This is a genomic window from Streptomyces spiralis (assembly GCF_014654675.1).
Classification (GTDB): domain Bacteria; phylum Actinomycetota; class Actinomycetes; order Streptomycetales; family Streptomycetaceae; genus Streptomyces; species Streptomyces spiralis.
Genome location: NZ_BNBC01000014.1, coordinates 63,626 through 86,127 on the forward strand (window position 1 = coordinate 63,626; position 22,502 = coordinate 86,127).

Consider the following 22,502-nt stretch of genomic DNA (forward strand, 5'->3'; position numbering starts at 1 on the left):
CGACGCGCGCACCGCCCCGGACGGGCCACCTCAGCGAGCCGCCCCCGTGCGCCGCCGGTGGAATGGACGCGTGACAGCGCCCCCGCACGACTGCCTCGCCCGCAACGAGTGGATCTGCGGCGCGTATCTGAGCACGCGCCGCCACATCCTGTGGGACGCGGTGCTCCAGCACCTGCGGCTGACCGGCCTGTCGGTGCTCATCGGACTCGCCGTCGCCGTCCCCCTGGCCCTGGCCGCCCGCCGCTGGGGCTGGGCGGCCGGCCCCGTCCTCGCCGTCACGACCGTCCTCTACACCATCCCGTCCCTGGCGATGTTCTCCCTGCTCCTGCCGGTGTACGGGCTCTCGGCGACCCTCGTCGTCGCCGGACTCGTGCTGTACTCGCTGACCCTGCTGGTGCGCAACATCCTCGCGGGCCTGCGCGCCGTCCCCGAGGAAACCCGGCAGGCGGCACGCGGGATGGGCTACGGTCCCGTGCGGCTGCTGCTCACCGTCGAACTCCCGCTGGCCCTGCCCGCCGCGATGGCCGGGCTGCGCATCGCCACGGTGTCGGCGGTCTCCCTCGTGACGGTCGGCGCCATCGTCGGATTCGGCGGGCTCGGCAACCTCATCTACGCGGGCATGAACACCTACTTCAAGGCCCAGGTGCTCACCGCCTCCGTGCTGTGCGTGGTGATCGCGGTCGCCGCCGACCTGCTTCTGCTGGGCGTACAGCGCCTGCTGACCCCATGGACCCGGGCGGGCCGCACATGACGACCCTCACCGACTCCTGGCGCTGGCTCACCGATCCCGCCCACTGGAGCGGCGACGACGGCATCGCCCACCGCCTTGTCCAGCACCTGGTGCTCACGGTCGTCTGCCTGGCCGTCAGCTGTCTGATCGCCCTGCCGGTCGCCCTGGTCCTCGGCCACCTCGGCAAGGGCGGCGCACTCGCGGTCAACCTCGCCAACGTCGGCCGGGCCGTCCCCACCTTCGCCGTGCTGGTCCTGCTGCTTCTCACCCCGGTCGGAAGGTGGGGCGAAGGCCCGACCGTCGTGGCCCTCGTCCTGTTCGCGGTGCCTCCGCTGCTCACCAACGCCTATGTCGGCATCCGCGAGGTCGACCGGAGCGTCGTCCGGGCGGCCCGGGGCATGGGGATGACCGGCCGGCAGACGTTGTTTCACGTGGAACTGCCCCTTTCGCTCCCCCTGGTGCTGAACGGGGTGCGGATCGCCGCCGTCCAGCTCGTCGCCACCGCCACCCTCGCCGCCCTCGCGGGCGGCGGCGGCCTCGGCCGGATCATCACGGCGGGCTTCAACCTCGCCAGTACGCCCCAGGTGGTCGCGGGGGCGCTGCTCGTCGCCGTGTTCGCGCTCGTGGTCGAGGGAGTCTTCGAGATCACCGAGCGGCTGGCACCGGCGTGGGCCCGGGGCGGCCGATGAGCGGGCGCCGGGCCCTGACGGCCGTCGTGCTGCTCGCACTCACCGCCTGCACCACCGGCCCGTCCCTGGAGAACCGCGGCCAGGTCACCGCATCACCCGGCGACAACCGGCACCTGACCATCGGCTCCGCCGGCTTCACCGAGAGCGATCTGCTCGCCCAGATGTACGCCCTGCTGCTGAACCAGGCCGGATACAAGACGGCGATGCTGACCGTCGCCAACCGCGAACTGTACGAACCCGCCCTGGAGTCCGGTCAGATCGACATCGTCCCCGAGTACGCGGCCACCTTCGCCGACTGGCTGAACGCCAAGGCCCACGGCACCGACGCACCCCCGGCCGGCTCACCCGACCTCGGCACCACCATGCGAGCCCTGCGCAAGCTCGCCGCACCGCGCGGCCTGACCGTCCTGGACCCCGGCCGCGCCGTCGACCAGAACGCCTTCGCGGTGAGCCGGTCGTACGCCCGGCGGCACGGTCTGAAGACCCTCAGCGACCTCGGCGCCTCCGGTCTGAAGGTACGGCTCGCGGCCGGCGACGAGTGCGTGCGCCGCCCGTACTGCGCCCCGGGCCTGAGAAAGACCTACGGCGTCGACGTCACCGGCATCGACCCCAAGGGCGTCGGCACCACCCAGGCCAAACAGGCCGTGCGGAGCGGACGCGACCAGATGGTGCTGACCACCACGACCGACGCCACCCTCGACGCCTTCGGCCTCGTCCTCCTCGCCGACGACAAACGCCTGCAGAACGCCGACTACGTGGTCCCGGTCGTCAACCGAGCCCGCGCGGGCGGCACACGGGTGACCGCGGTGCTCGGCAGGCTCAACGACGTCCTCACCACCGCCGACCTGGCGTCTTTGAACCGGCAGGTCGACAGCTGGCGCCGACTGCCCTCGGACGTGGCCCGGACCTATCTGAAGGACAAGGGCCTGCTGAAATGACCGCCGCGACCGGGACGGCCGCCGTCAGGCGCCGGCCACCGAGTCGAACCTCACCTGGTCCCGCGGCACCCCGCGCGCATCGGCGTCCACCGAGCGGCGCAGCGCCTCGTGCAGCTTCGCCGGAGTGAGCACGCCGAGGAAACGGGCCCCGTCCAGCACGGCGACCCAGCCGGCGTCGTGCTGGAGCATCACCCCGAACGCCTGCCTGAGCGACGCGCCCACCGGCACCCACGCCCTCATACGGTGCGCCAGACCGCCGACGGAGCCGCCCGCGGCCAGCGCGTCCAGGCCCACCCAGCCGTGCAGATCACCGGAGGCGTCGAGGACCACCGCCCAGCGGGCGCCCTCGGCGCGCAGCCGCCCGGCCACGCGCTCGGCCGGCTCGTCCAGCCGGGCGACCGGCGGCTGCTCCAGATCGTCCGGCTCGATCGCGGTCACCGACAGCCGTTTCAGACCCCGGTCGGCGCCCACGAACCCCGCGACATACGGGTTCGCCGGGCTGCCCAGCACCGCCCCGGGCGTGTCGAACTGCTCGATCCGCCCCTGCCCGTACACGGCGATGCGGTCACCGAGGCGTACCGCCTCCTCGATGTCGTGCGTGACCAGCAGCACCGTCTTGCGCACCGCGGCCTGCATCCGCAGGAACTCGTCCTGCAACTGCTCGCGCACCACCGGGTCGACGGCCCCGAACGGCTCGTCCATCAGCAGCACCGGAGGATCCGCGGCCAGCGCCCGCGCCACCCCGACCCGTTGCCGCTGTCCACCCGACAGCTGCTCCGGATAGCGCGGCCCGTACGTCCTCGGGTCCAGACCCACCAGCTCCAGCAGCTCGGCGGCGCGCGCCCGCGCCCTCGCCTTCTTCCAGCCGAGCAGCGCGGGCACCGTCGCGGTGTTGTCGAGGACCGTGCGGTGCGGGAAGAGGCCGACCTGCTGGATGACATAGCCGATCCGGCGGCGCAGCCGCACCGGATCGACCCCGGCGACGTCCTCGCCGCCCACCAGGATCCGGCCCGACGTCGGTTCGATCAGCCGGTTGACCATCAGCATCGTGGTGGTCTTGCCGCAGCCGGACGGGCCCACGAGGGTGACGAGTTCCCCCTCGGACACCTCGAAGCTGAGCCCGTCCACGGCCGTGGTCCCGTCCGGATACCGCTTGGTGACCTGCTCGAACCGGATCATTCCCTCACGCTAACCGCGCCGGTCACGCCCCGCTCACCAGCACCACCTCCAGGGTGCGCGGACCGTGCACCCCCTCCACCCGGTCCAGTTCGATGTCGCTGGTCGCCGAGGGGCCGGAGACCAGGGTCAGCGGGCGGGTCGGGACGAGGCGTTCCAGGGCCTGCGGCACCGAGGAGACCACCTGGTCCGGGACACGGACGACGCAGATGTGGTGGTCGGGGATCAGGGTGATCCGGCGGCGGCCCTGGTCGGGGGAGCCGTCCAGGACGATCGTGCCGGTCTCGGCGACGGCGACCGCGCAGCCGGTGACCACGCTGTCCACCCGGTCCAGTTCGTGCGGCGTGCTGTCCGGACGGTCCGGGACCCGCGTCACCTCCGTCTCCGTCAGCCAGCTCTCGTCCAGACCGGGCGGGACGAGGACGGTGCCGGAGCCCCGCTCGCCGAGCAGATGGGCGATCAGCCCGGGCAGCCCCTCCGCGTCGCTGCGGTGCACGACCGCACGGTAGTCCACCAGGTTCTCGGCCAGCAGATCCACGGTCTCCTCGACCCGCCGGTCGCCGTGGTGCCGCAGATAGTCCCGGGAAACGGCCTGCTCGTACGGAGTGTCGTCCGGTGGCACGTCCGCCAGCGCGCGTCGCACCCGGCCCAGGATCCGGTCCCTGCTGCTCACTTCGTCCCCTCCTTGCCGCCGCCCGTTCGCTGCCACCAGTCGCGGAACGGTTCCGCGGGCACCGGGGGCAGGTCCCGGGTGCCGCTCCAGGCCTTGCCGGGGCCCGGCAGCGTACGAGGATGCAGGCGGCGGGTGCGCGAGGCGAGACGCTGGCCGGTGCGCAGGACGCCGGGGTGGGTGAACGCCCAGCGGGCCGCGCGCATCGCCGCCCGCTCGGCGGCGTGTCCCTTCGCCGGCCGCAGCACCACCTTGTTGCCGCCGCGCGTCACCTGGTCGCCCTGGGCGACCCGTTCGCGCAGGTGCACCAGCACCTCGGGGATGTCGATGGCGACCGGGCACACCTCGTAGCAGGCGCCGCACAGCGAGGACGCGTACGGCAGGGAGGCGTCGATCTCGCTGCCGGTGCCGCGCAGCTGGGGGCTGAGGATCGCGCCGATCGGCCCGGGGTAGACCGAGCCGTACGCGTGCCCGCCCGCCCGCTCGTAGACCGGGCACACGTTGAGACACGCCGAGCAGCGGATGCAGCGCAGCGCCTGGCGGCCGACCTCGTCGGCGAGCGTGTCGGTACGGCCGTTGTCCAGCAGCACCAGATGGAAGGTGCTCGGCCCGTCCTGGTCGGTGGTGCCGGTCCACATGGACGTGTACGGGTTCATCCGCTCCGCCGTCGAGGAGCGGGGCAGCGTCTGGAGGAAGACCTCCAGGTCCCGCCAGGTCGGCACGACCTTCTCGATGCCGACGACCGAGATCAGCGTCTCGGGCAGGGTCAGGCACATCCGCCCGTTGCCCTCGGACTCCACGACCACCAGCGTGCCGGTCTCGGCCACGACGAAGTTGGCGCCGGAGATGCCGACCTTGGCACGCAGGAACTTCTCCCGCAGGTGCAGCCGGGCCGCCTCGGCGAGTTCGGCGGGCGTGTCGCTCAGGCCCTCGGGGGCCGGACGGCCCCACTCGCCCATCTCGGAGCGGAAGATGTCCCGGATCTCGCTGCGGTTGCGGTGGATCGCGGGCACGAGGATGTGCGAGGGCCGGTCCTTGCCCAACTGCACGATCAGCTCGGCGAGATCGGTCTCGTAGGCGCGGATGCCCTCCGCCTCCAGCGCCTCGTTGAGGCCGATCTCCTGCGTGGCCATCGACTTGACCTTGACGACCTCGCTCTCCCCGGTCGCCTTGACCAGGTCGGCGACGATCCGGTTGGCCTCCTGGGCGTCGACCGCCCAGTGCACGGTGCCGCCGGCCGCCGTGACCGCCTCCTCGACCTGCACCAGATAGCGGTCCAGGTGGCGCAGCGTGTGGTCCTTGATCCGCCGGCCGGCCTCGCGCAGCGCCGCCCAGTCGGACACCTCGGCCACCGCCCTGGCCCGCTTGGCGCGGATGGTGTGCGTGGCGTGGCGCAGATTGCCGCGCAGGGTCTCGTCGCGCACGGCCTCGTGCGCGGCCTCCGGAAAGGCCGGGTACGACGGGAAACCGGGCATTCCCACGAACGTGGCACTCATAGGGCGGGCTCCTCCTCCGTGCTCGCCAGGATCTCCGCGATGTGCACCGGCCGCATGCCGGTGCGCAGCCGGGCCATGGTCCCGCCGAGATGCATCAGACAGGAGTTGTCGGCCGCGCACAGCACCTCGGCGCCGGTCGACTCGGCGTGGCGCACCTTGTCGGTGCCCATCGCCGCCGAGACGTCGGGGTTCTTCACCGAGAAGGTGCCCCCGAAGCCGCAGCACTCCTCCGCTCCGGGCAGCTCCACCAGCTCCAGCCCCTGCACCGCCCGCAGCAGCCGCAGCGGACGGTCCCCGAGGCCCAGCACGCGCAGCCCGTGGCAGGTCGGGTGGTACGTCACCGTGTGCGGGTAGTACGCCCCGACGTCCGTCACCCCCAGCACGTCGACCAGGAACTCCGTCAGCTCGTACGTCCGAGGCACGACCGGCGCCAGCGTCCGGGCCAGGGCGTCGCCCCGGCCCTCGGCCCGCGCCCGCTCGCCCATCCGCGGATACAGCTCCCGCACCATCGCCCCGCACGATCCGGACGGTGTCACGATCGCCTCGTAGCCCCGGAAGACCTCGGCGAACCGCCGGGCCAGCGGCTCGGCCTCGTGGCGGTACCCGGTGTTGTAGTGCGCCTGCCCGCAACACGTCTGGGCCATCGGGAAGTCCACGTCCACGCCCAGTCTGGTCAGCAGTTTCACCACGGCGCGCCCGGTGTCCGGATAGAGCGTGTCGTTGACGCAGGTCAGGAACAGAGCGACACGCATCGCGGCTCCTTGTTGTCGATCATTGGGTGGTTGAAGCCTAGTCAGGCGGAAGGTACGGGGGCAGGTCGCGGACCGTGGCGTGGCGGCGTGCCTCGCATGGGGCGTGGCGGCGCGCCACGGATCGGGCGTGGCGGAGCACCGCGGATCGGGCGTGGCGGAGCACCGCGGCTCATGGCGCCGCCCCGGCGAGCCGGGCCTCGGCCGCACGCCAGGCCGCCGCGTCGCCGCTCGGTTCGTACCGCGTCAGCGGCTGCGTCCGCGCGATCAGGCGCCGCATGCCGGCCCGGTCGCCGACGAGGCCGTGCGCCCGGGCCTGCACCAGGACGTTGCCGAGGGCCGCCGCCTCGGTGGGTCCGGCCACCACCGGCAGCCCGCAGGCGTCGGCGGTCAGCCGGCACAGCAGGGCGTTGCGGGTCCCTCCGCCCACGATGTGCACGACGTCGACGGGATGGTCCGCGAGCCGCTGGGCCTCGCCGATCGCCCGGCGGTGCGCGAGGGCGAGGGAGTCGAGGATGCAGCGCGTGAACTCGCCGCGGGTCTCGGGCACCGGTTGCCCGGAGGCCCGGCAGGCCTCCGCGATCCGCTCCGGCATCCGGCCCGGGGCCAGGAAGGCGGCGTCCTGCGCGTCGACGACCGACCGCAGCGCGGGCACCTCGGCCGCCTCCCGCAGCAGCTCGCCCAGGTCCGGGTCGCCCCAGGCCCGCACGCACTCCTGGAGCAGCCACAGCCCCATGATGTTGCGCAGGTACCGGACCGTGCCGTCCAGCCCCAGCTCGTTGGTGAAGTTGGCGGCGCGGCTCTCCTCGGTGAGCACGGGCTCGTCCAGCTCCAGACCCGCCAGCGACCAGGTGCCCGTACAGATGTACGCGAACCGCTCGCCCACGGCCGGCACCGCGGCCACCGCGGACGCCGTGTCGTGCGAGCCGACGGCCGTCACCGGCACCGGCCCGCGCAGCCCCGTCTCCTCCAGCACCTCCGCCCGCAGCACGCCCGCCGGGTCGCCGGGCCGGCGCAGCGGCGCGAACAGCTTCAGGTCGATGCCGAGGCGGGCCGCGACGTCGTACGACCAGTCGCGGGTGCGCGGGTCGACGAGCTGGGTGGTGGAGGCGTTGGTCAGCTCCGTGCCCTGCTCACCGGTCAGCCAGTACGTCAGCAGGTCGGGGATCAGCAACAGGCGCCGGGCGGCGGCGAGCTGGGCGGTGGAGCGGGCCGCCGTCAGCTGGTACAGCGTGTTGAACGGGGCGTACTGGATGCCGGTGGCCGCGTACAGCTCCTCGGGGGGCACGCTCGCCCACACCTTCTCGGCGACGCCCTCGGTGCGGGCGTCCCGGTAGTGCACCGGGTTGCCCAGCAGGGCGCCGTCGGCGTCGAGCAGGCCGTAGTCCACGGCCCAGCTGTCGATGCCGACGGAGTCCACCCTGCCCGCGGCGCGCAGCCCGTCCAGCACCCCGGCGTACAGCCCGAGCACGTCCCAGCGCAGTCCCTCGGGCACCCGCACGGGACGGTTGGGGAAGCGGTGCGCCTCGCTCAGCTCCAGCGAGTCTCGGCCGACGCGGCCGACCATGACACGCCCGCTGGACGCGCCGAGGTCGACCGCGGCGTACGACTTCACGGCCCCGCTCACCGCAGGAAGGCGGCCGCGACGCCGGCATCGACGGGGATGTGCAGACCGGTCGTGTGGGTCAGCTCCCCACCGGTCAGGGCGAAGACGGCGTTGGCGACATGCTCGGGCAGCACCTCGCGCTTGAGGATGGTCCGCTGGGCGTAGAACTCGCCGAGCTTCTCCTCCTCGACCCCGTACACGGCGGCCCGCTTGGCACCCCACCCACCGGCGAAAATCCCGGAGCCCCGCACCACACCGTCGGGGTTGATCCCGTTGACGCGGATGCCGTGCTCACCCAGCTCGGCGGCGAGCAGCCGCACCTGATGGGCCTGGTCGGCCTTGGTGGCGGAGTAGGCGATGTTGTTCGGCCCGGCGAAGACGGCGTTCTTGGAGGCGATGTAGACGATGTCACCGCCCAGCCCCTGCGCGATCATCACCCGGGCGGCCTCCCGCGAGACGAGGAAGGAGCCGCGGGCCATGATGTCGTGCTGCAGGTCCCAGTCCTTGGCGGTGGTCTCCAGCAGCGGCTTGGAGATGGAGATGCCGGCGTTGTTGACGACCAGGTCGACCCCGCCGAAGGCGAGCACGGCCTCCCGGAACGAGGCGGCGATCTGCTCCTCGTCCGTCACGTCCACGGTGACGGCGACCGCCTTGTCCGGCCCGCCCAGCTCTTCGGCGACGGCGGCGGCGTTCGGGGCGTTCAGATCCGCCACGACGACGCACGCGCCCTCGGCGACCAGCCGCTGGGCGATCGCCTTGCCGATCCCGCTGCCCGCGCCGGTCACCAGCGCCACCCGGGTCGCCAGCGGCTTCGGCTTCGGCATCCGCCGGAGCTTGGCCTCCTCCAGCGCCCAGTACTCGATACGGAACTTCTCGGACTCCTCGATCGGCGCGTACGTCGAGACGGCCTCGGCCCCGCGCATCACGTTGACGGCGTTGACGTAGAACTCGCCGGCCACCCGCGCGGTCTGCTTGTCCTTGCCGAAAGAGAACATGCCCACGCCCGGGACGAGCACGATCGCCGGGTCGGCGCCGCGCATCGCGGGGGAGTCCGGCGTCGCGTGCCGGTCGTAGTACGCGGCGTACTCCGCGCGGTACTCGGCGTGCAGCTCCTTCAGCCGGGCGATCGCCTCGTCCAGCGGAGCGGCCGGCGGCAGGTCGAGCACCAGGGGCCGCACCTTGGTGCGCAGGAAGTGGTCCGGGCAGGAGGTGCCCAGCGCGGCCAGCCGCGGATGCTCGGCCCGGGCCAGGAAGTCCAGGACCACCTCGGAGTCGTCGAAGTGCCCGACCTGCGGCCTGTCCTGCGAGGCCACGGCCCGGACGTACGGCGCCAGGGCCGCGGCCCGCTCCCGCCGCTCGGTCTCGCCCAGCGCCTCGTACCCCTCGATCACCGGCCCGAAGGGCTCCGCCTTCCCGCGCTCGGCGAGGAACTTCTCGGCGGTCCGGATGATATGCAGCGAGTTGCGCTCGCACTCCTCGGAGGTGGCACCCCACGCGGTGATCCCGTGCCCGCCGAGAACGCATCCGATGGCCTGCGGGTTGGCCTCCTTGATCGCGGCTATGTCCAGCCCCAGCTGGAACCCGGGCCGCCGCCAGGGCACCCACACCACCGAGTCGCCGAAACACTCGGCGGTCAGCTTCTCGCCGTCGGCGGCACAGGCGAGCGCGATACCGGAGTCGGGGTGCAGATGGTCCACGTGCGGGGCGTCGACCAGGCCGTGCATGGCCGTGTCGATGGAGGGCGCGGCCCCGCCCTTGCCGTGCAGGCAGTAGTCGAACGCGGCGACCATCTCGTCCTCGCGCTCGACACCCGGGTACACCTCGACGAGGGCCCGCAGCCGGTCCAGCCGCAACACGGCCAGCCCGCTCTCGGTGAGCGTCCCGAGATCGCCCCCGGACCCCTTGACCCACATCAGCTCGACATCACCGCCGGTGACGGGGTCGGTGTCGGTGCCCTTGGCGGAGGCGTTGCCGCCGGCGTAGTTGGTGTTACGGGGATCGGCGCCGAGCCGATGGGACCGGGAGAGCAGGGCGGCGGCTTCAGGATGGGTGGACATGTTTTCGGCTCCTTCGGAGAGAGAGGGGACTGCAGTAAGGGGCGCGGGGCTGTTTCGATCAGCGGCTCCGCCGCGGGGCGCGGTGCCAGGGCCCGCGAGCCCTGGCGTCTTAGGCCCCCCACCCCGCTTGCTGTCCACCCACTCGCTCAGCGACGATCTTGTCGGCCCACCCGGACCGCCGGTACGCCACCAGGGGCTCGGGGTCCAGCCCCATCTCCTCCCGCACCTCGCGCAGCAGCGGACGCACGTCCGTGTTGTACGCGTCCATCAGCACGGCATTGGCCTCCAGCACGTCACCCGAGGCCTGGGCGGCGGCGAGTGCCTCGCGGTCGACGAGCAGCGCCTTCGCCGTGGCCTCCTGCACGTTCATCACCGACCGGATGATCGCCGGGATCTTCGACTCGATGTTGTGGCACTGGTCGAGCATGAACGCGACCTCGGGCGTGAACCCGCCGCCGCGCACGACCTCGTACATGATCCGGAACAGCTGGAAGGGGTCGGCGGCGCCCACCATCAGGTCGTCGTCGGCGTAGAAGCGCGAGTTGAAGTCGAACCCGCCGAGCTTCCCCTCCCGCAGCAGCGTCGCCACGATGAACTCGATGTTGGTGCCCGGCGCGTGGTGCCCGGTGTCCACCACGACCTGCGCCTTCGGTCCGAGCTTCAGGCAGTGCGCGTACGCCGTGCCCCAGTCCGGGACGTCCGTGGCGTAGAAGGCCGGCTCGAAGAACTTGTACTCCAGCAGCATCCGCTGGTCGTCGCCGAGCCGCTCGTACACCTCCGCGAGCCCCTCGGCGAGCCGGTCCTGGCGGGTGCGGATGTCGTCCTGCCCGGGGTAGTTCGTCCCGTCGGCGAACCACAGCTTCAGGTCCCGCGACCCGGTGGCGTCCATGATGTCGACGCACTCCAGCAGGTGGTCGACCGCCTTGCGGCGTATCGCGGCGTCCGGGTGGCAGATGCTGCCCAGCTTGTAGTCGTCGTCCTGGAAGGTGTTGGAGTTGATCGCGCCCAGCCGCACGCCGCGTTCCTCGGCGTGCTTGGCGAGCGCGGCGTAGTCGTCGACCCGGTCCCAGGGGATGTGCAGGGCGACGGTCGGGGCGACGCCGGTGAACTCGTGCACCTTGGCCGCGTCGTCCAGCTTCTCGCGTGCCGTGCGCGGCACGCCGGCCTGTGCGAACACCTTGAAACGGGTCCCCGAGTTCCCGTACGCCCACGACGGCGTCTCGACGGCCTGGGTCTTGAGCGCGGCCTTCACCGCGGCGAGCTCGGTCACTGCAGGGCTCCTGTGGCGTGGGGTGGAAAGCGTGTGAACGGCTTCTGAACGGCTTCGCTGTGAAACGATTCAGAACCGGAAGGTATGGGCCCCGCGTGGGGGTGTCAACCCCCCAGGCCTGGACTCTTCTCCGTGACCCCTCTGTGACCTTTGAGCCTCCAAATTTTTTCGATCCGTACCCATTGACGCGACATCGGCTCCATGCCTAACGTCCCGGCAACCCAGTTGAAACCTTTCACGACCCGGTACGGCTGCCGGCCGGCGTCGTCGAGGAGCCCCCAATGACCCACCCGTCCGACACGGGTCCGGCCCCGGTGCTGGCGCTCAGGGACATCTCGAAGTCCTTCGGTGCGGTGCGTGCCCTCAGGAACGTGTCCCTGGAACTGTTTCCGGGGGAGGTGCACGCCCTCGCCGGGGAGAACGGCGCGGGCAAGTCGACCCTCATCAAGACCCTCGCCGGAGTGCACCGGCCGGACGCCGGCCAGGTGCTGCTCGACGGCGAGCCCGTCGTCTTCCACGGTCCCGGCGACGCCCGCGACGCCGGCATCGCCGTGATCTACCAGGAGCCCACGCTCTTCCCGGACCTGTCGATCGCCGAGAACATCTTCATGGGACGCCAGCCCCGGCGGGCCATCGGCCGGATCGACCACAAGGCCACCCACGAGGCCACCGCCGGCCTGATGCGCCGGCTCGGCGTCGAACTCGACCCCGACCGCCCCGCGCGCGGCCTGTCCATCGCGGACCAGCAGATCGTCGAGATCGCCAAGGCGCTCTCCTTCGACGCCCGCGTCCTGATCATGGACGAGCCCACCGCCGCCCTCACCGGCAGCGAGGTGGCCCGTCTGTTCGGGGTCGTCCGCACCCTGCGCGAGCAGGGCGCCGCGGTGCTGTTCATCTCGCACCGTCTGGAGGAGATCTTCGAGATCTGCCAGCGGGTGACCACCCTGCGGGACGGCGCCTGGATCGCCAGCGAGCCGCTGGACGGCATGACCGAGGACGACCTGGTGCGCCGCATGGTCGGCCGCGACCTCGACGAGCTCTACCCCAAGCAGGACGTGACACCGGGCGAGGTCGCTCTCAGCGTGCGCCGGCTCACCCGCGAGGGCGTCTTCACCGACGTCTCCTTCGAGGTGCGGTGCGGCGAGATCGTCGGTCTGGCCGGACTGGTCGGCGCCGGGCGCACGGAGGTCGCCCGGGCCGTCTTCGGCGTCGACCGCTGGGACGCCGGCGAGGTGGAGGTCGGCGGGCGCAAGCTGACCAACGGCGCCCCGTCCACGGCCATGGCCGCCGGGCTCGCCCTCGTCCCCGAGGACCGGCGCGCCCAGGGCCTGGTGATGGACATGTCCATCGAACGCAACATCGGCCTCACCGGACTCCGTACGACGAGGAGGGCCGGCCTGGTGGACCGCGGCGCCGAACGCAGCCGCTCCCTCGACTGGGCGGTCAAGCTCCAGGTGAAGTACGCCCGGATCGCGGACGCCGTCTCCACCCTCTCCGGCGGCAACCAGCAGAAGGTCGTCCTGGCCAAGTGGCTCGCCACCGGCCCCAAGGTGCTCATCGTCGACGAGCCCACCCGCGGCATCGACGTCGGCACCAAGGCCGAGGTGCACCGGCTGCTGTCCCAGCTCGCCGCCGACGGCGTAGCCGTCCTGATGATCTCCTCCGACCTGCCCGAGATCCTCGGCATGGCCGACCGCGTGCTCGTGATGCACGAGGGCCGGCTGACCGCCGAGATCCCCCGCACCGACGCCACCGAGGAAACCGTGATGGCCGCAGCCACGGGGAGGGCCGCGTGACCGTGACCGCCCCCAACCCCGCCTCCGCCACCGAGGTGCCCAAGTCCAGCGGCACCCGCCTGGTCGACCGTGTCTTCAAGATGCGCGAACTCGCCATCCTGGTCGTCTTCCTGGTGATGATCGCCGTCACCCAGGCCGGCAACAGCGAGTTCCTCTCCCAGCAGGGCATCAAGGACCTGCTGCTGAACGCGACCATCCTGGTGCTGGTCGCCACCGGCCAGTCGCTGGTCGTCATCACCCGCAACGTCGACCTGTCGGTCGGCTCCACGCTCGGCATCAGCGCCTTCGCCGCCGGCACCTATCTGCACGGCGGCGGCAACTCACTGGTGGCCATCGTGCTGGCGGTGCTCCTGGGCGTCGGCTTCGGCCTGCTCAACGGCCTGCTGGTCAGCCTCGGCCAGGTGCCCGCGCTCGTCGTCACCCTCGGCACGCTCTACATCATCCGGGGCATCGACTCCATCTGGGTGGGCTCGCGCCAGATCACCGCGGCCGACCTGCCCGGCGGCTTCGTCGACTTCGGCTCCGGCGGCATCTCGGCGGTGCCGTACCTGGCGCTGATCGCCCTCGTGGTGCTCGTCGCCACGGCGTACTACCTGAAGAACTTCTCCGGCGGCCGCGAGCTGTACGCACTCGGCTCCAACCCGGAGGCCGCCCGGCTCGCCGGCATCCCGGTGCGCAAGCGGATCCTCGCCGCCTACACCTTCTGCGGCGGCCTCGCCGGCCTCGCCGGGGCGATGTACCTGGCCCGGTTCGGCAACGTCGACTCCGGCACCGGCAACGGCTACGAACTCACCGTCGTCAGCGCGGTCGTGGTCGGCGGCGTGGTCTTCACCGGCGGCTCCGGCAGCGTCTACGGAGCGGCCCTCGGCGCCCTGCTGCTGACCTCCATCAACAGCGTGCTGCCCGCTCTCGGCGTCAGCTCCGTGTGGGTGCTCGCGATCAACGGCATCCTGCTCCTGCTCGCCATCGCGGTCGACCGGATCGTCGCGCTGCGCGTGGCCTCGGCCCTGAAGAAGAGGAACGCCCGCCATGCCTGAGTCCCTCTCCCGTGCCGTCCGCTGGGACACCGTCGTCGGCGCCCTGCTCGTCGTGGTCCTGCTGTTCTCCTTGGGCTTCGTCGACGGCTTCGGCAACTCCCTGAACCTGTCGTTCCTGATCGGCAACACCCTGCCGATCGCGCTGATCGCCCTGCCGATGACGCTGCTGGTCGTGGCCGGTGAGATCGACCTGTCGGTCGCCTCCACCGCCGGTCTGTCCGGCGCGGTGATGGGCGCGCTGTGGAACCAGGGCATGACCATCGAGACGATCATCCCGCTGTGCCTGGTGCTCGGCGCGGTGTGCGGCCTGGTCAACGGCCTGCTGGTGACTCGGCTCGGACTGCCGTCCCTGGCCGTGACCATCGGCACCCTCGCCGCCTACCGGGGCATCGCGCAGATCGTGCTCGGCTCGGACGCGGTGACCGACTTCCCCACCCAGTACCTCGACTTCGCGGCCGGACGCCTCGGCGACACCTTCCTGCCGCAGGCCTTCCTGCCCTTCCTGGTGCTGCTCGCGATCGCCGTGGTCACGCTGCACGCCACCCCGTTCGGACGGTCGCTGTTCGCGATCGGTGCCGCCGAGGAGGCGGCCCGGTTCGCCGGCATCCGGGTCAAGCGGCACAAGCTGATCCTGTTCGTCGCCACCGGCCTGATGTCCGCGCTCACCGGCGTCTTCTGGGCGCTGCACTACGCCAGCGCCCGCTACGACAACGCCACCGGGCTGGAGCTCTCCGTCGTGGCGGCCGTCCTGCTCGGCGGCATCGACTTCGACGGCGGCAAGGGCACCCTCGGCGGCGCCGTCGCCGGAGTGTTCCTGCTCGGCGCGCTCCAGAACGTGATGAGCCTGGTCAACGTCTCCGCCCAGTCGCAGATCGTCGTCACCGGCGTCCTGCTGGTCATCTCCGTGCTCGGCCCCCGCGTCGCACGCCAGATCGAGGTGGCCCGGGCCGGGCGCCGGGCGGCCTCGGCGCCCGTGTCCAAGGCGCCCGCACCGACCTCGTAACCCGCTCGTTCTCCTCGTCCTCGTCACCGAAGCCCGTACTCCCTCGTAAGGAACCCTCATGCGCAGAGCATCGATCCGCCGTACCTGTGCGGCCCTGGCCGCCGTCACCTCCCTCGCCCTGGCCGTCACCGCCTGCGGCGGCACCACCAAGAACGACGTGAAGAACGACGGTGGCGCGGCGGCCTCCTCGGCCGGCAAGGCGGACCCGAACGCCGCGACGAAGAAGGGCCTGACCGTCGGCTTCCTGCCCAAGCAGGTCAACAACCCCTACTTCACCTCCGCCGACAACGGCGGCAAGAAGGCCCTGGAGGCCCTCGGCGAGAAGTACAAGGAGGTCGGCCCCTCCAGCGCCACCGACACCTCCGGCCAGGTCTCCTACGTCAACACGCTCACCCAGCAGCAGGTGAACGCGATGGCCGTGTCCGCGCAGGACCCCGGCGCCCTGTGCACCGCGCTCAAGCAGGCCATGAAGAACGGCATCAAGGTCGTCACCTACGACTCCGACACCAAGCCCGACTGCCGCAACGCCTTCGTCTCGCAGGCCTCCGCCGAGGACCTCGGCCGCACCGAGGTCCAGCTGCTGGCGAAGCAGATCGGCTACAAGGGCGAGATAGCGATCCTGTCCGCCGCGCAGACCGCCACGAACCAGAACACCTGGATCGACTTCATGAAGCAGGAGCTGAAGGACCCCAAGTACAAGGACATCAAGCTGGTCAAGGTCGCCTACGGAAACGACGACGCCCAGGCGTCCTTCCAGCAGACCCAGGGCCTGCTCCAGCAGTACCCGAACCTGAAGGGGATCATCTCCCCGACCACCGTCGGCATCAAGGCCGCCGCCCAGTACCTGTCCGGCTCCAAGTACAAGGGCAAGGTCAAGCTGAGCGGCCTCGGCACCCCCAACGACATGCGCAAGTACGTCAAGAACGGCACCGTCGACGCCTTCGAGCTGTGGGACCCGGCCAAGCTCGGCGAACTGGCCGCCCACACCGCCGTCGCCCTGTCCTCCGGACAGATCACCGGCAAGGAGGGCGAGACCTTCAAGGCCGGTGACATGGGGACGTACACCATCGGCAAGGACGGCGTGATCAACCTCGGCAAGCCGACGGTCTTCGACGCCAAGAACATCGACCAGTTCAACTTCTGAGCCCTCGTCCCCGAGTCTCTCCTTCCCCGCCGGGAGTGGTACTTCATGCAGCGAGTCTGTTTCCTCCTCAAGGTCCGCGAGGACCAGATCGCCGAGTACCGCGAACGTCACGCCGCCGTGTGGCCCGAGATGCGCGAGGCGCTCTCGGCCACCGGCTGGCACAACTACTCGCTCTTCCTGCGCGACGACGGCCTCCTCGTCGGCTACCTGGAGACGGAGGACTTCGAGGCCGCCAAGGCGGGCATGGAGGCCACCGACGTCAACGCCCGCTGGCAGGCCGAGATGGCGCCGTTCTTCGAGTCGCTGGACGGCGCCCGGCCCGACGAGGCGATGAAGCCCCTCACCGAGGTCTTCCACCTCGCCTGACCCGGAGCCTGCCATGAGACCGTCGCCCATGAGACCGTCGCGCATGAGACCGTCGCCCACCCCCAAGGGCCCGTCGCTGACCCCCCGGGGCCGCAGCCGGCTGGACGAGCGGGCCGTCCACTTCGTCTCCTACGACGGCCTGGTCAACACCAACTCCTTCCAGAAGAGCGGCCTGCTGACCTACCAGGGCCACCAGTACGCCGCCTGGTACACCGCCGGCCGGCACGCCGTGGTCGCCCGCCGCGCCCTGGGCGACTCCACCTGGTCCACCGTCACCCTGCCCCACCGGCTCGAGGCGGACGACTCCCACAACGTCATCTGCATGGGCGTCTCCCGGGCCGACGGCCGGCTCCACCTGAACATGGACTCGCACAGCGACGGCTTCCACTACGTCAAGTCGGCCGCCGGACTCCTCGACGACCCCGCCGGCACGCCCTGGACCCCCGAGGCCCTCGGCGCCGTACGCACGACGCTCGACGGGCTCGCGCTCACCTCCCGCTTCACCTACCCGCAGTTCGTCCCCACCCCCGAGGGCGGGCTCCAGCTGAGCTACCGCACCGGCGTGAGCGGCGACGGCCGATGCGCCCTCGCCGAGTACGACGGTTCGGCCTGGACCTGCCTCGGGGAGTGGACCAGCTCCACCGGCACCTACACCGGCGAGCACGGGACCTCGACCGCCCGCAACATGTACCTGCACGGCATCGACTACGACGCGGACGGCCGGCTGCACGCCTTCTTCACCTGGCGCGAGCGGAACGGGGCGGTGACCGGTGGCGGCGGCCTGGCCAACCACGACACCGGCTACGTGTACTCCACCGACCGCGGCCGTACCTGGCGCAACGACGCGGGCCAGGTCGTCGGTGCCACCGGCGGCCCCGACAGGGTCGCCGTGACCGGCCCCGGACTCGTCGTGGACCCGCTCGGCCCCGGCCACTGCCTGATGAACCAGGAGAGCCAGTGGACCGACTCGGCCGGGCTGCCGCACGCGGTCATCAGCCATGTCCCGGTCCGTCTCGGCCCGCGCACCGGCGACCACGTCACCGAGCGCACCGCGCACGGCCGCGCCTTCCACCTGCGCAAGGACGCCGCCGGCACCTGGCTCAAGACCGAGATACCCGTTCCGCTGGGTTCCAGCGGGCGCACCAAACTCGTCCTGGACCGCCACGACAACGCCTACGCCGTCCTGCCGTACGGCCGGATCGCCGCCGCCTCGAAGGCATCCGGCCACACCGACTGGACCCTGCTGTACGACGGCGGCGGCCTGAACGCCTTCGGGGAGGTCGTGGTCGACGAGATGCGCGTCGGGACGGACAACGTCCTGTCGTTCCTCTTCCAGGAGAAATCGAGCGGCACCACCCCCTCACCGCTCCACGTCATCGACTTCGAACTGCCCGCCTGATCCGCTCTGGTGTGCGGCGCGGTGACGGTAATGTGAACCCCCGCCCGCCGCCCCTCGTCTTCCCGGAGGTCTCCAGCCGATGACCCAGTCGGTGGGTATCAAGGACGTCGCCCGCGCCGCAGGTGTCTCCGTGGGCACGGTCTCGAACGTCATCAACCGGCCCGAGACCGTCGCCACCGAGACACGCGCCCGGGTGCTCTCCGCGATCGACCGCCTCGGCTACGTCCGCAGCGAGTCCGCGCGGCAGCTGCGGGCCGGCCGCAGCCGGATCATGGGGCTGCTCGTCCTGGACATGGGCAACCCCTTCTTCGTCGACGTCGCCCGCGGCGCCGAACGGGCCGCCCGCGAGGCGGGGCTCGGCGTGATGGTCTGCAACAGCGCGCAGAGCGTCGGCGAGGAGGCCGAGTACCTCTCGCTCTTCGCCGAGCAGCGGGTGCGCGGCGTCCTGCTCACCCCGACCGACGCCACCGGCCGCAACATCGCGGCCTTCCGCCGGCACAACATCCCCTTCGTACTGGTCGACCGGGTGGCCGAGGGAGCCAGCGAGTGCTCGGTCTCCGTGGACGACGTGGCGGGCGGCGCCCTGGCCGTACGGCACCTGGTCGACGCGGGGCACCGCTCCATCGCGTACGTCAGCGGTCCGCCCGGCCTGAACCAGGTCCGCGACCGCCGCACCGGCGCCCTGAACGCCCTGCGCGAGGCGGGTCTCGGCCCCGACGTGCTGCGCGAACTGCCCACCGAACGCCTGGACGTGGCCGCCGGCCGGGACGCCGGGGCCCGTCTCCTCGGTCTCGCCGACCGGCCCACGGCCGTGTTCTGCGCCAACGACCTGCTCGCCCTGGGCGTCCTCCAGGCCATGTACGCGGCCGGGGTCGGCGTCCCCGACGACCTTGCCATCGTCGGCTACGACGACATCGAGTTCGCCGCCGCCGCGGCCGTCCCGCTCACCTCGGTGCGCCAGCCCGCCGTCACCATGGGAGCCCTCGCGGCGGAGCTGCTGCTGGAGGAGACCGAGACGCGCGAGGGAGCGGCGACGGCGCACGAGCACCGGCGGGTGGTGCTCCAGCCCGAACTGGTGGTGCGTAGCTCCACGTTGCCCGGCCGCTGACCGCCCGTTCAGTGCGCGCTGACCTGAGATTCAGCAAAATTCATGATCCCCCGGCTCGGACGGCGCACAGACTTGTGCTGAACTGGGACGCGGCCGTAAACCCTGCGTAACCGGGAGATCCGTTGACCGTCAGCTACCGCCAGCCCGGCGTCGTCCTCACCGACCACTCCTTCACCGTGCCGCTCGACCACGACGACCCGGCGGGGGAGACGATCGAGCTCTACGCCCGTGAGGTCGTCGGGAGCGACAAGGCGGGCGAGGGACGGCAGGACCTGCCGTGGCTGGTCTACCTCCAGGGCGGCCCGGGGTTCGGGGCGAATCGTTTCGTCGGCAAGCAGGCCTGGCTCGGCCGCGCCCTGGAGGACCACCGGGTCCTGCTCCTGGACCAGCGCGGCACCGGCCGCTCCACGCCCGCCAACCGCCAGACCCTGCCGCTGCGCGGCGGGGCGGCCGAACAGGCCGGCTACCTCGCGCACTTCCGCGCCGACTCGATCGTCCGCGACTGCGAGGCGATCCGCCCCGGGCTGACCGGCGGCGCCCCTTGGACGGTCCTCGGCCAGAGCTTCGGCGGCTTCTGCACGGTCAGCTACCTCTCCCTGCACCCCGAGGGCCTGGCCGGTGCCCTGATCACCGGCGGCCTGCCCGCCCTGGACGCCCACGCCGACGACGTCTACCGCGCCGCCTACCCGCGCATCGAGCGCAAGGTCGCCGCCCACTACGCCCGCTACCCGCAGGACGTCGAACGCGTCCGCCGTATCGCCGACCACCTCCTCACCCACGACGTCGTGCTCCCGAACGGCTACCGCCTCACCGCCGAGGCCTTCCAGTCCCTCGGCATCCTGCTCGGCACCGGCGACGGCAGCCACCGCCTCCACTTCCTCCTGGAGCACGCCTTCGTCCGCACCCCGCAGGGCCCGGCCCTGTCCGACGCCTTCCAGGAGGAGGTCCAGGGCCTGCTGTCGTACGCCGGGCACCCGCTGTACGCCCTCGTCCACGAGGCGATCTACGGCCAGGACGCCCGCCCCACCGCATGGTCGGCCGAGCGGGTCCGCGGGGAGTTCCCGCAGTTCGACGCGGCCAAGGCACTGGCCGGCGACGGTCCGGTGCTCTTCACCGGCGAGTCCGTGCACCCGTGGACCTTCGACTGCGATCCGGCGCTGCGCCCGCTGCGCGAGACCGCCGACCTGCTCGCCGCCCGCACCGACTGGCGGCCCCTGTACGACCCCGCCCGGCTCGCCGCCAACAAGGTCCCGGTCGCCGCGGCCGTCTACCACGACGACATGTACGTCGACACCGACCACGCCCTGGACACCGCCCGCGCGATCCGCGGACTGCGCACCTGGGTCACCGACGAGTTCGAGCACGACGGGGTGCGGGCCGGCGGGCCGCGCGTCCTGGACCGGCTGCTCGCCCTGGTGCGCGACGAGGCCTGAGGCCGGGGGACGGCCGCCGGGTGCGCCGGCCGGGACGATGCGCTGTCAGTGACGGCGGCTAGGCTGCCCAGCATGACCGAGCCGAAGCCCCGTCAGCTCGAGCCGATGCCCGACGGCTGGCACCGTGCCCTGGCCGTCGTCGCGCACCCGGACGACCTCGAGTACGGCTGCTCGGCGGCGATCGCCCAGTGGACCGACGGCGGCCGCGAGGTCGCCTACGTCCTCGCCACCCGCGGCGAGGCTGGCATCGACACCCTCGCGCCGGACATGTGCGGCGCCCTGCGGGAGCGGGAGCAGCGGGCGAGCGCGGCCGTCGTGGGCGTGACGACGGTGGAGTTCCTCGGCCACCGGGACGGCGTGATCGAGTACGGCACGGCGCTGCGCCGCGACATCGCCGCCGCCATCCGGCGCCACCGTCCCGAACTGGTCATCACCCTCAACCACCGCGACACCTGGGGCGGCGTGGCCTGGAACACCCCGGACCACGTCGCCGTCGGCCGCGCCACCCTGGACGCGGCGGGCGACGCGGGCAACCGCTGGATCTTCCCCGAACTCGCCGAGCAGGGCCTCGAGCCCTGGAACGGGGTGCGCTGGGTCGCCGTCGCCGGTTCCGCCACGCCCACCCATGCCGTGGCCGCCGGGCCGGGCCTGGACCGGGCGGTCCGCTCGCTCCTCGAACACCGCAGCTACATCGAGGCGTTGACCGACGAGGACCCGGAACAGTACGCGCGCGGCTTCATGACCACGAGCACCGAGGCGGCGGGCGAACGCTTCGGCGGGAAACCGGCCGTGGCGTTCGAATTGTTCGGCCGCTGACCGGCCCGGTGCCTACGATGATCCACACGGACCGGGACAGCGGATGCGGACGGGGGACGGGGATGACCGGCATGGGTGACCAGGAGGTCCTGGCGCGGCGCTTCGAGGAGCACCGCGGTCAGCTGCGGGCGGTGGCCTACCGCATGCTCGGCTCGCTGTCGGAGGCCGAGGACGCCGTGCAGGAGGCCTGGCTGAGGCTGACCCGCGCGGACGCGGGCGCCATCGACAACCTGGCCGCCTGGCTGACCACCGTGATCGGCCGGATCTGCCTCGATCTGCTGCGCACCCGCACCTCGCGCCGTGAGGAACCCATGGACGAGACCTTCGTCCCCGACCCCGTGCTGCGGCCCCTGACCCGGACCGACCCGGAGCAGGAGGCGCTCGAGGCCGACTCGGTGGGGCTCGCCATGCTGGTCGTGCTGGAGACGCTGGAGCCGGACGAGCGGCTGGCGTTCGTGCTGCACGACCTGTTCGCGGTGCCGTTCGACGACATCGCCCCGATCGTGGAGCGCACCTCGGCCGCGACCCGGCAGCTCGCCAGCCGTGCCCGGCGCCGGGTCCAGGGCGCCACCCCGTCCACCGAGGCCGACCTCGGACGGCAGAGGCAGGTCCTCGACGCCTTCCTGGCCGCCTCGCGCGGCGGCGACTTCGAGGCACTGGTCGCCGTGCTCCACCCCGACGTGGTGCTGCGGGTCGACTCCGGCGCCCTGGTCCGGGGCGGCGCCGTCTCCAAGGTGGTCCACGGGGCCAGGACGGTGGCCGCGCAGGCGCTCACCTTCTCCCAGTACGCGGGGTCGGCACGGCTCGTCCTGGTCAACGGCACGGTCGGAGTGGCCAACGCCCCCGAGGGCCGGCCGCTGTCGGTCATGGGCGTCACCATCGCCGACGGCCGGATCACCCACATGTACATCCTGGCCGACACCGAGCGGCTGGAACGGCTGGACCTGCCCGCCGTCCTGGCGGACTGACGGCCGCGGGCCGGTCCGGGCAGGTCGCCGGTGCGACGACCCCGGGCGCTT

At 72.0% G+C, this 22,502-nt stretch carries 20 protein-coding genes; 13 read left to right on the forward strand and 7 right to left on the reverse strand.

Translation table 11 applies throughout. The features are described from left to right. The first annotated feature begins 70 nt into the window (after window positions 1–70). Genes IE318_RS16570 through IE318_RS16580 form a run of 3 tightly spaced genes read left to right on the forward strand, consistent with a single transcriptional unit; the run spans window position 71 to window position 2,357 of the window. Window positions 71–751, forward strand: a complete 681-nt coding sequence (locus IE318_RS16570) for an ABC transporter permease (protein ID WP_030172302.1) — start codon at window positions 71–73, stop codon at window positions 749–751. Continuing rightward, entirely contained in the window at window positions 748–1,419 is a 672-nt protein-coding gene (locus IE318_RS16575) for an ABC transporter permease (RefSeq protein ID WP_030172305.1), read from the forward strand. Before IE318_RS16570 ends, IE318_RS16575 begins: the two co-directional genes overlap by 4 nt. Next, entirely contained in the window at window positions 1,416–2,357 is a 942-nt protein-coding gene (locus IE318_RS16580; RefSeq protein ID WP_189901076.1) for an ABC transporter substrate-binding protein, read from the forward strand. Before IE318_RS16575 ends, IE318_RS16580 begins: the two co-directional genes overlap by 4 nt. A gap of 24 nt (window positions 2,358–2,381) precedes the next feature. Here the strand turns inward: IE318_RS16580 and IE318_RS16585 are convergent, their stop codons facing one another. The 7 genes from IE318_RS16585 to rhaI all read right to left on the reverse strand — a co-directional run bounded on the left by IE318_RS16585 (window position 2,382) and on the right by rhaI (window position 11,381). Next, complete coding sequence (locus IE318_RS16585) at window positions 2,382–3,536, reverse strand: ATP-binding cassette domain-containing protein (protein ID WP_189901078.1); 1,155 nt, start codon at window positions 3,534–3,536, stop codon at window positions 2,382–2,384. 22 nt (window positions 3,537–3,558) lie between these two features. Then, on the reverse strand, window positions 3,559–4,206 hold the full coding sequence (locus IE318_RS16590) for a LutC/YkgG family protein (protein WP_189901080.1): 648 nt from the start codon (window positions 4,204–4,206) through the stop codon (window positions 3,559–3,561). Then, window positions 4,203–5,699, reverse strand: coding sequence for a LutB/LldF family L-lactate oxidation iron-sulfur protein (locus IE318_RS16595; RefSeq protein WP_189901082.1), 1,497 nt, complete (start codon window positions 5,697–5,699; stop codon window positions 4,203–4,205). Before IE318_RS16595 ends, IE318_RS16590 begins: the two co-directional genes overlap by 4 nt. Then, entirely contained in the window at window positions 5,696–6,451 is a 756-nt protein-coding gene (locus IE318_RS16600; RefSeq protein ID WP_189901085.1) for a (Fe-S)-binding protein, read from the reverse strand. The genes IE318_RS16595 and IE318_RS16600 overlap by 4 nt, the downstream gene beginning before the upstream one ends. A gap of 169 nt (window positions 6,452–6,620) precedes the next feature. Next, the gene (locus IE318_RS16605) at window positions 6,621–8,063 is read right to left on the reverse strand and encodes a rhamnulokinase (protein ID WP_189901269.1); all 1,443 of its coding nucleotides are present in this window, start codon (window positions 8,061–8,063) and stop codon (window positions 6,621–6,623) included. Window positions 8,064–8,071: 8 nt separating this feature from the next. Beyond that, entirely contained in the window at window positions 8,072–10,111 is a 2,040-nt protein-coding gene (locus tag IE318_RS16610) for a bifunctional aldolase/short-chain dehydrogenase (RefSeq protein WP_189901087.1), read from the reverse strand. A gap of 109 nt (window positions 10,112–10,220) precedes the next feature. After that, window positions 10,221–11,381 carry an L-rhamnose isomerase gene (gene rhaI, locus IE318_RS16615; RefSeq protein WP_189901089.1) on the reverse strand — a complete coding sequence of 387 codons (1,161 nt, stop codon included), beginning with the start codon at window positions 11,379–11,381 and terminating at the stop codon, window positions 10,221–10,223. A 281-nt stretch (window positions 11,382–11,662) separates the two neighbouring features. Between rhaI and IE318_RS16620 the strand changes: the two genes are divergently transcribed. The 10 genes from IE318_RS16620 to IE318_RS16665 all read left to right on the forward strand — a co-directional run bounded on the left by IE318_RS16620 (window position 11,663) and on the right by IE318_RS16665 (window position 22,451). Beyond that, complete coding sequence (locus IE318_RS16620) at window positions 11,663–13,177, forward strand: sugar ABC transporter ATP-binding protein (protein WP_030172333.1); 1,515 nt, start codon at window positions 11,663–11,665, stop codon at window positions 13,175–13,177. After that, the gene (locus IE318_RS16625; protein WP_030172334.1) at window positions 13,174–14,214 is read left to right on the forward strand and encodes an ABC transporter permease; all 1,041 of its coding nucleotides are present in this window, start codon (window positions 13,174–13,176) and stop codon (window positions 14,212–14,214) included. Before IE318_RS16620 ends, IE318_RS16625 begins: the two co-directional genes overlap by 4 nt. Then, the gene (locus tag IE318_RS16630) at window positions 14,207–15,217 is read left to right on the forward strand and encodes an ABC transporter permease (RefSeq protein ID WP_189901091.1); all 1,011 of its coding nucleotides are present in this window, start codon (window positions 14,207–14,209) and stop codon (window positions 15,215–15,217) included. Before IE318_RS16625 ends, IE318_RS16630 begins: the two co-directional genes overlap by 8 nt. A 58-nt stretch (window positions 15,218–15,275) precedes the next feature. Next, entirely contained in the window at window positions 15,276–16,361 is a 1,086-nt protein-coding gene (rhaS, locus tag IE318_RS16635; RefSeq protein WP_189901093.1) for a rhamnose ABC transporter substrate-binding protein, read from the forward strand. Window positions 16,362–16,406: 45 nt separating this feature from the next. Next, entirely contained in the window at window positions 16,407–16,727 is a 321-nt protein-coding gene (locus tag IE318_RS16640; protein ID WP_189901096.1) for an L-rhamnose mutarotase, read from the forward strand. Between the two features lie 13 nt (window positions 16,728–16,740). Beyond that, window positions 16,741–18,126, forward strand: coding sequence for a BNR repeat-containing protein (locus IE318_RS16645; RefSeq protein WP_189901098.1), 1,386 nt, complete (start codon window positions 16,741–16,743; stop codon window positions 18,124–18,126). A 79-nt stretch (window positions 18,127–18,205) separates the two neighbouring features. Beyond that, window positions 18,206–19,234: a LacI family DNA-binding transcriptional regulator gene (locus IE318_RS16650; protein WP_189901100.1), complete on the forward strand. Its 1,029-nt coding sequence runs from the start codon at window positions 18,206–18,208 to the stop codon at window positions 19,232–19,234. Between the two features lie 122 nt (window positions 19,235–19,356). Beyond that, window positions 19,357–20,667: an alpha/beta fold hydrolase gene (locus IE318_RS16655; RefSeq protein ID WP_189901102.1), complete on the forward strand. Its 1,311-nt coding sequence runs from the start codon at window positions 19,357–19,359 to the stop codon at window positions 20,665–20,667. A 72-nt stretch (window positions 20,668–20,739) separates the two neighbouring features. After that, the gene (locus IE318_RS16660) at window positions 20,740–21,483 is read left to right on the forward strand and encodes a PIG-L deacetylase family protein (RefSeq protein ID WP_189901104.1); all 744 of its coding nucleotides are present in this window, start codon (window positions 20,740–20,742) and stop codon (window positions 21,481–21,483) included. A gap of 71 nt (window positions 21,484–21,554) precedes the next feature. After that, entirely contained in the window at window positions 21,555–22,451 is an 897-nt protein-coding gene (locus IE318_RS16665; RefSeq protein WP_373311195.1) for a sigma-70 family RNA polymerase sigma factor, read from the forward strand. Window positions 22,452–22,502 lie beyond the last annotated feature (51 nt).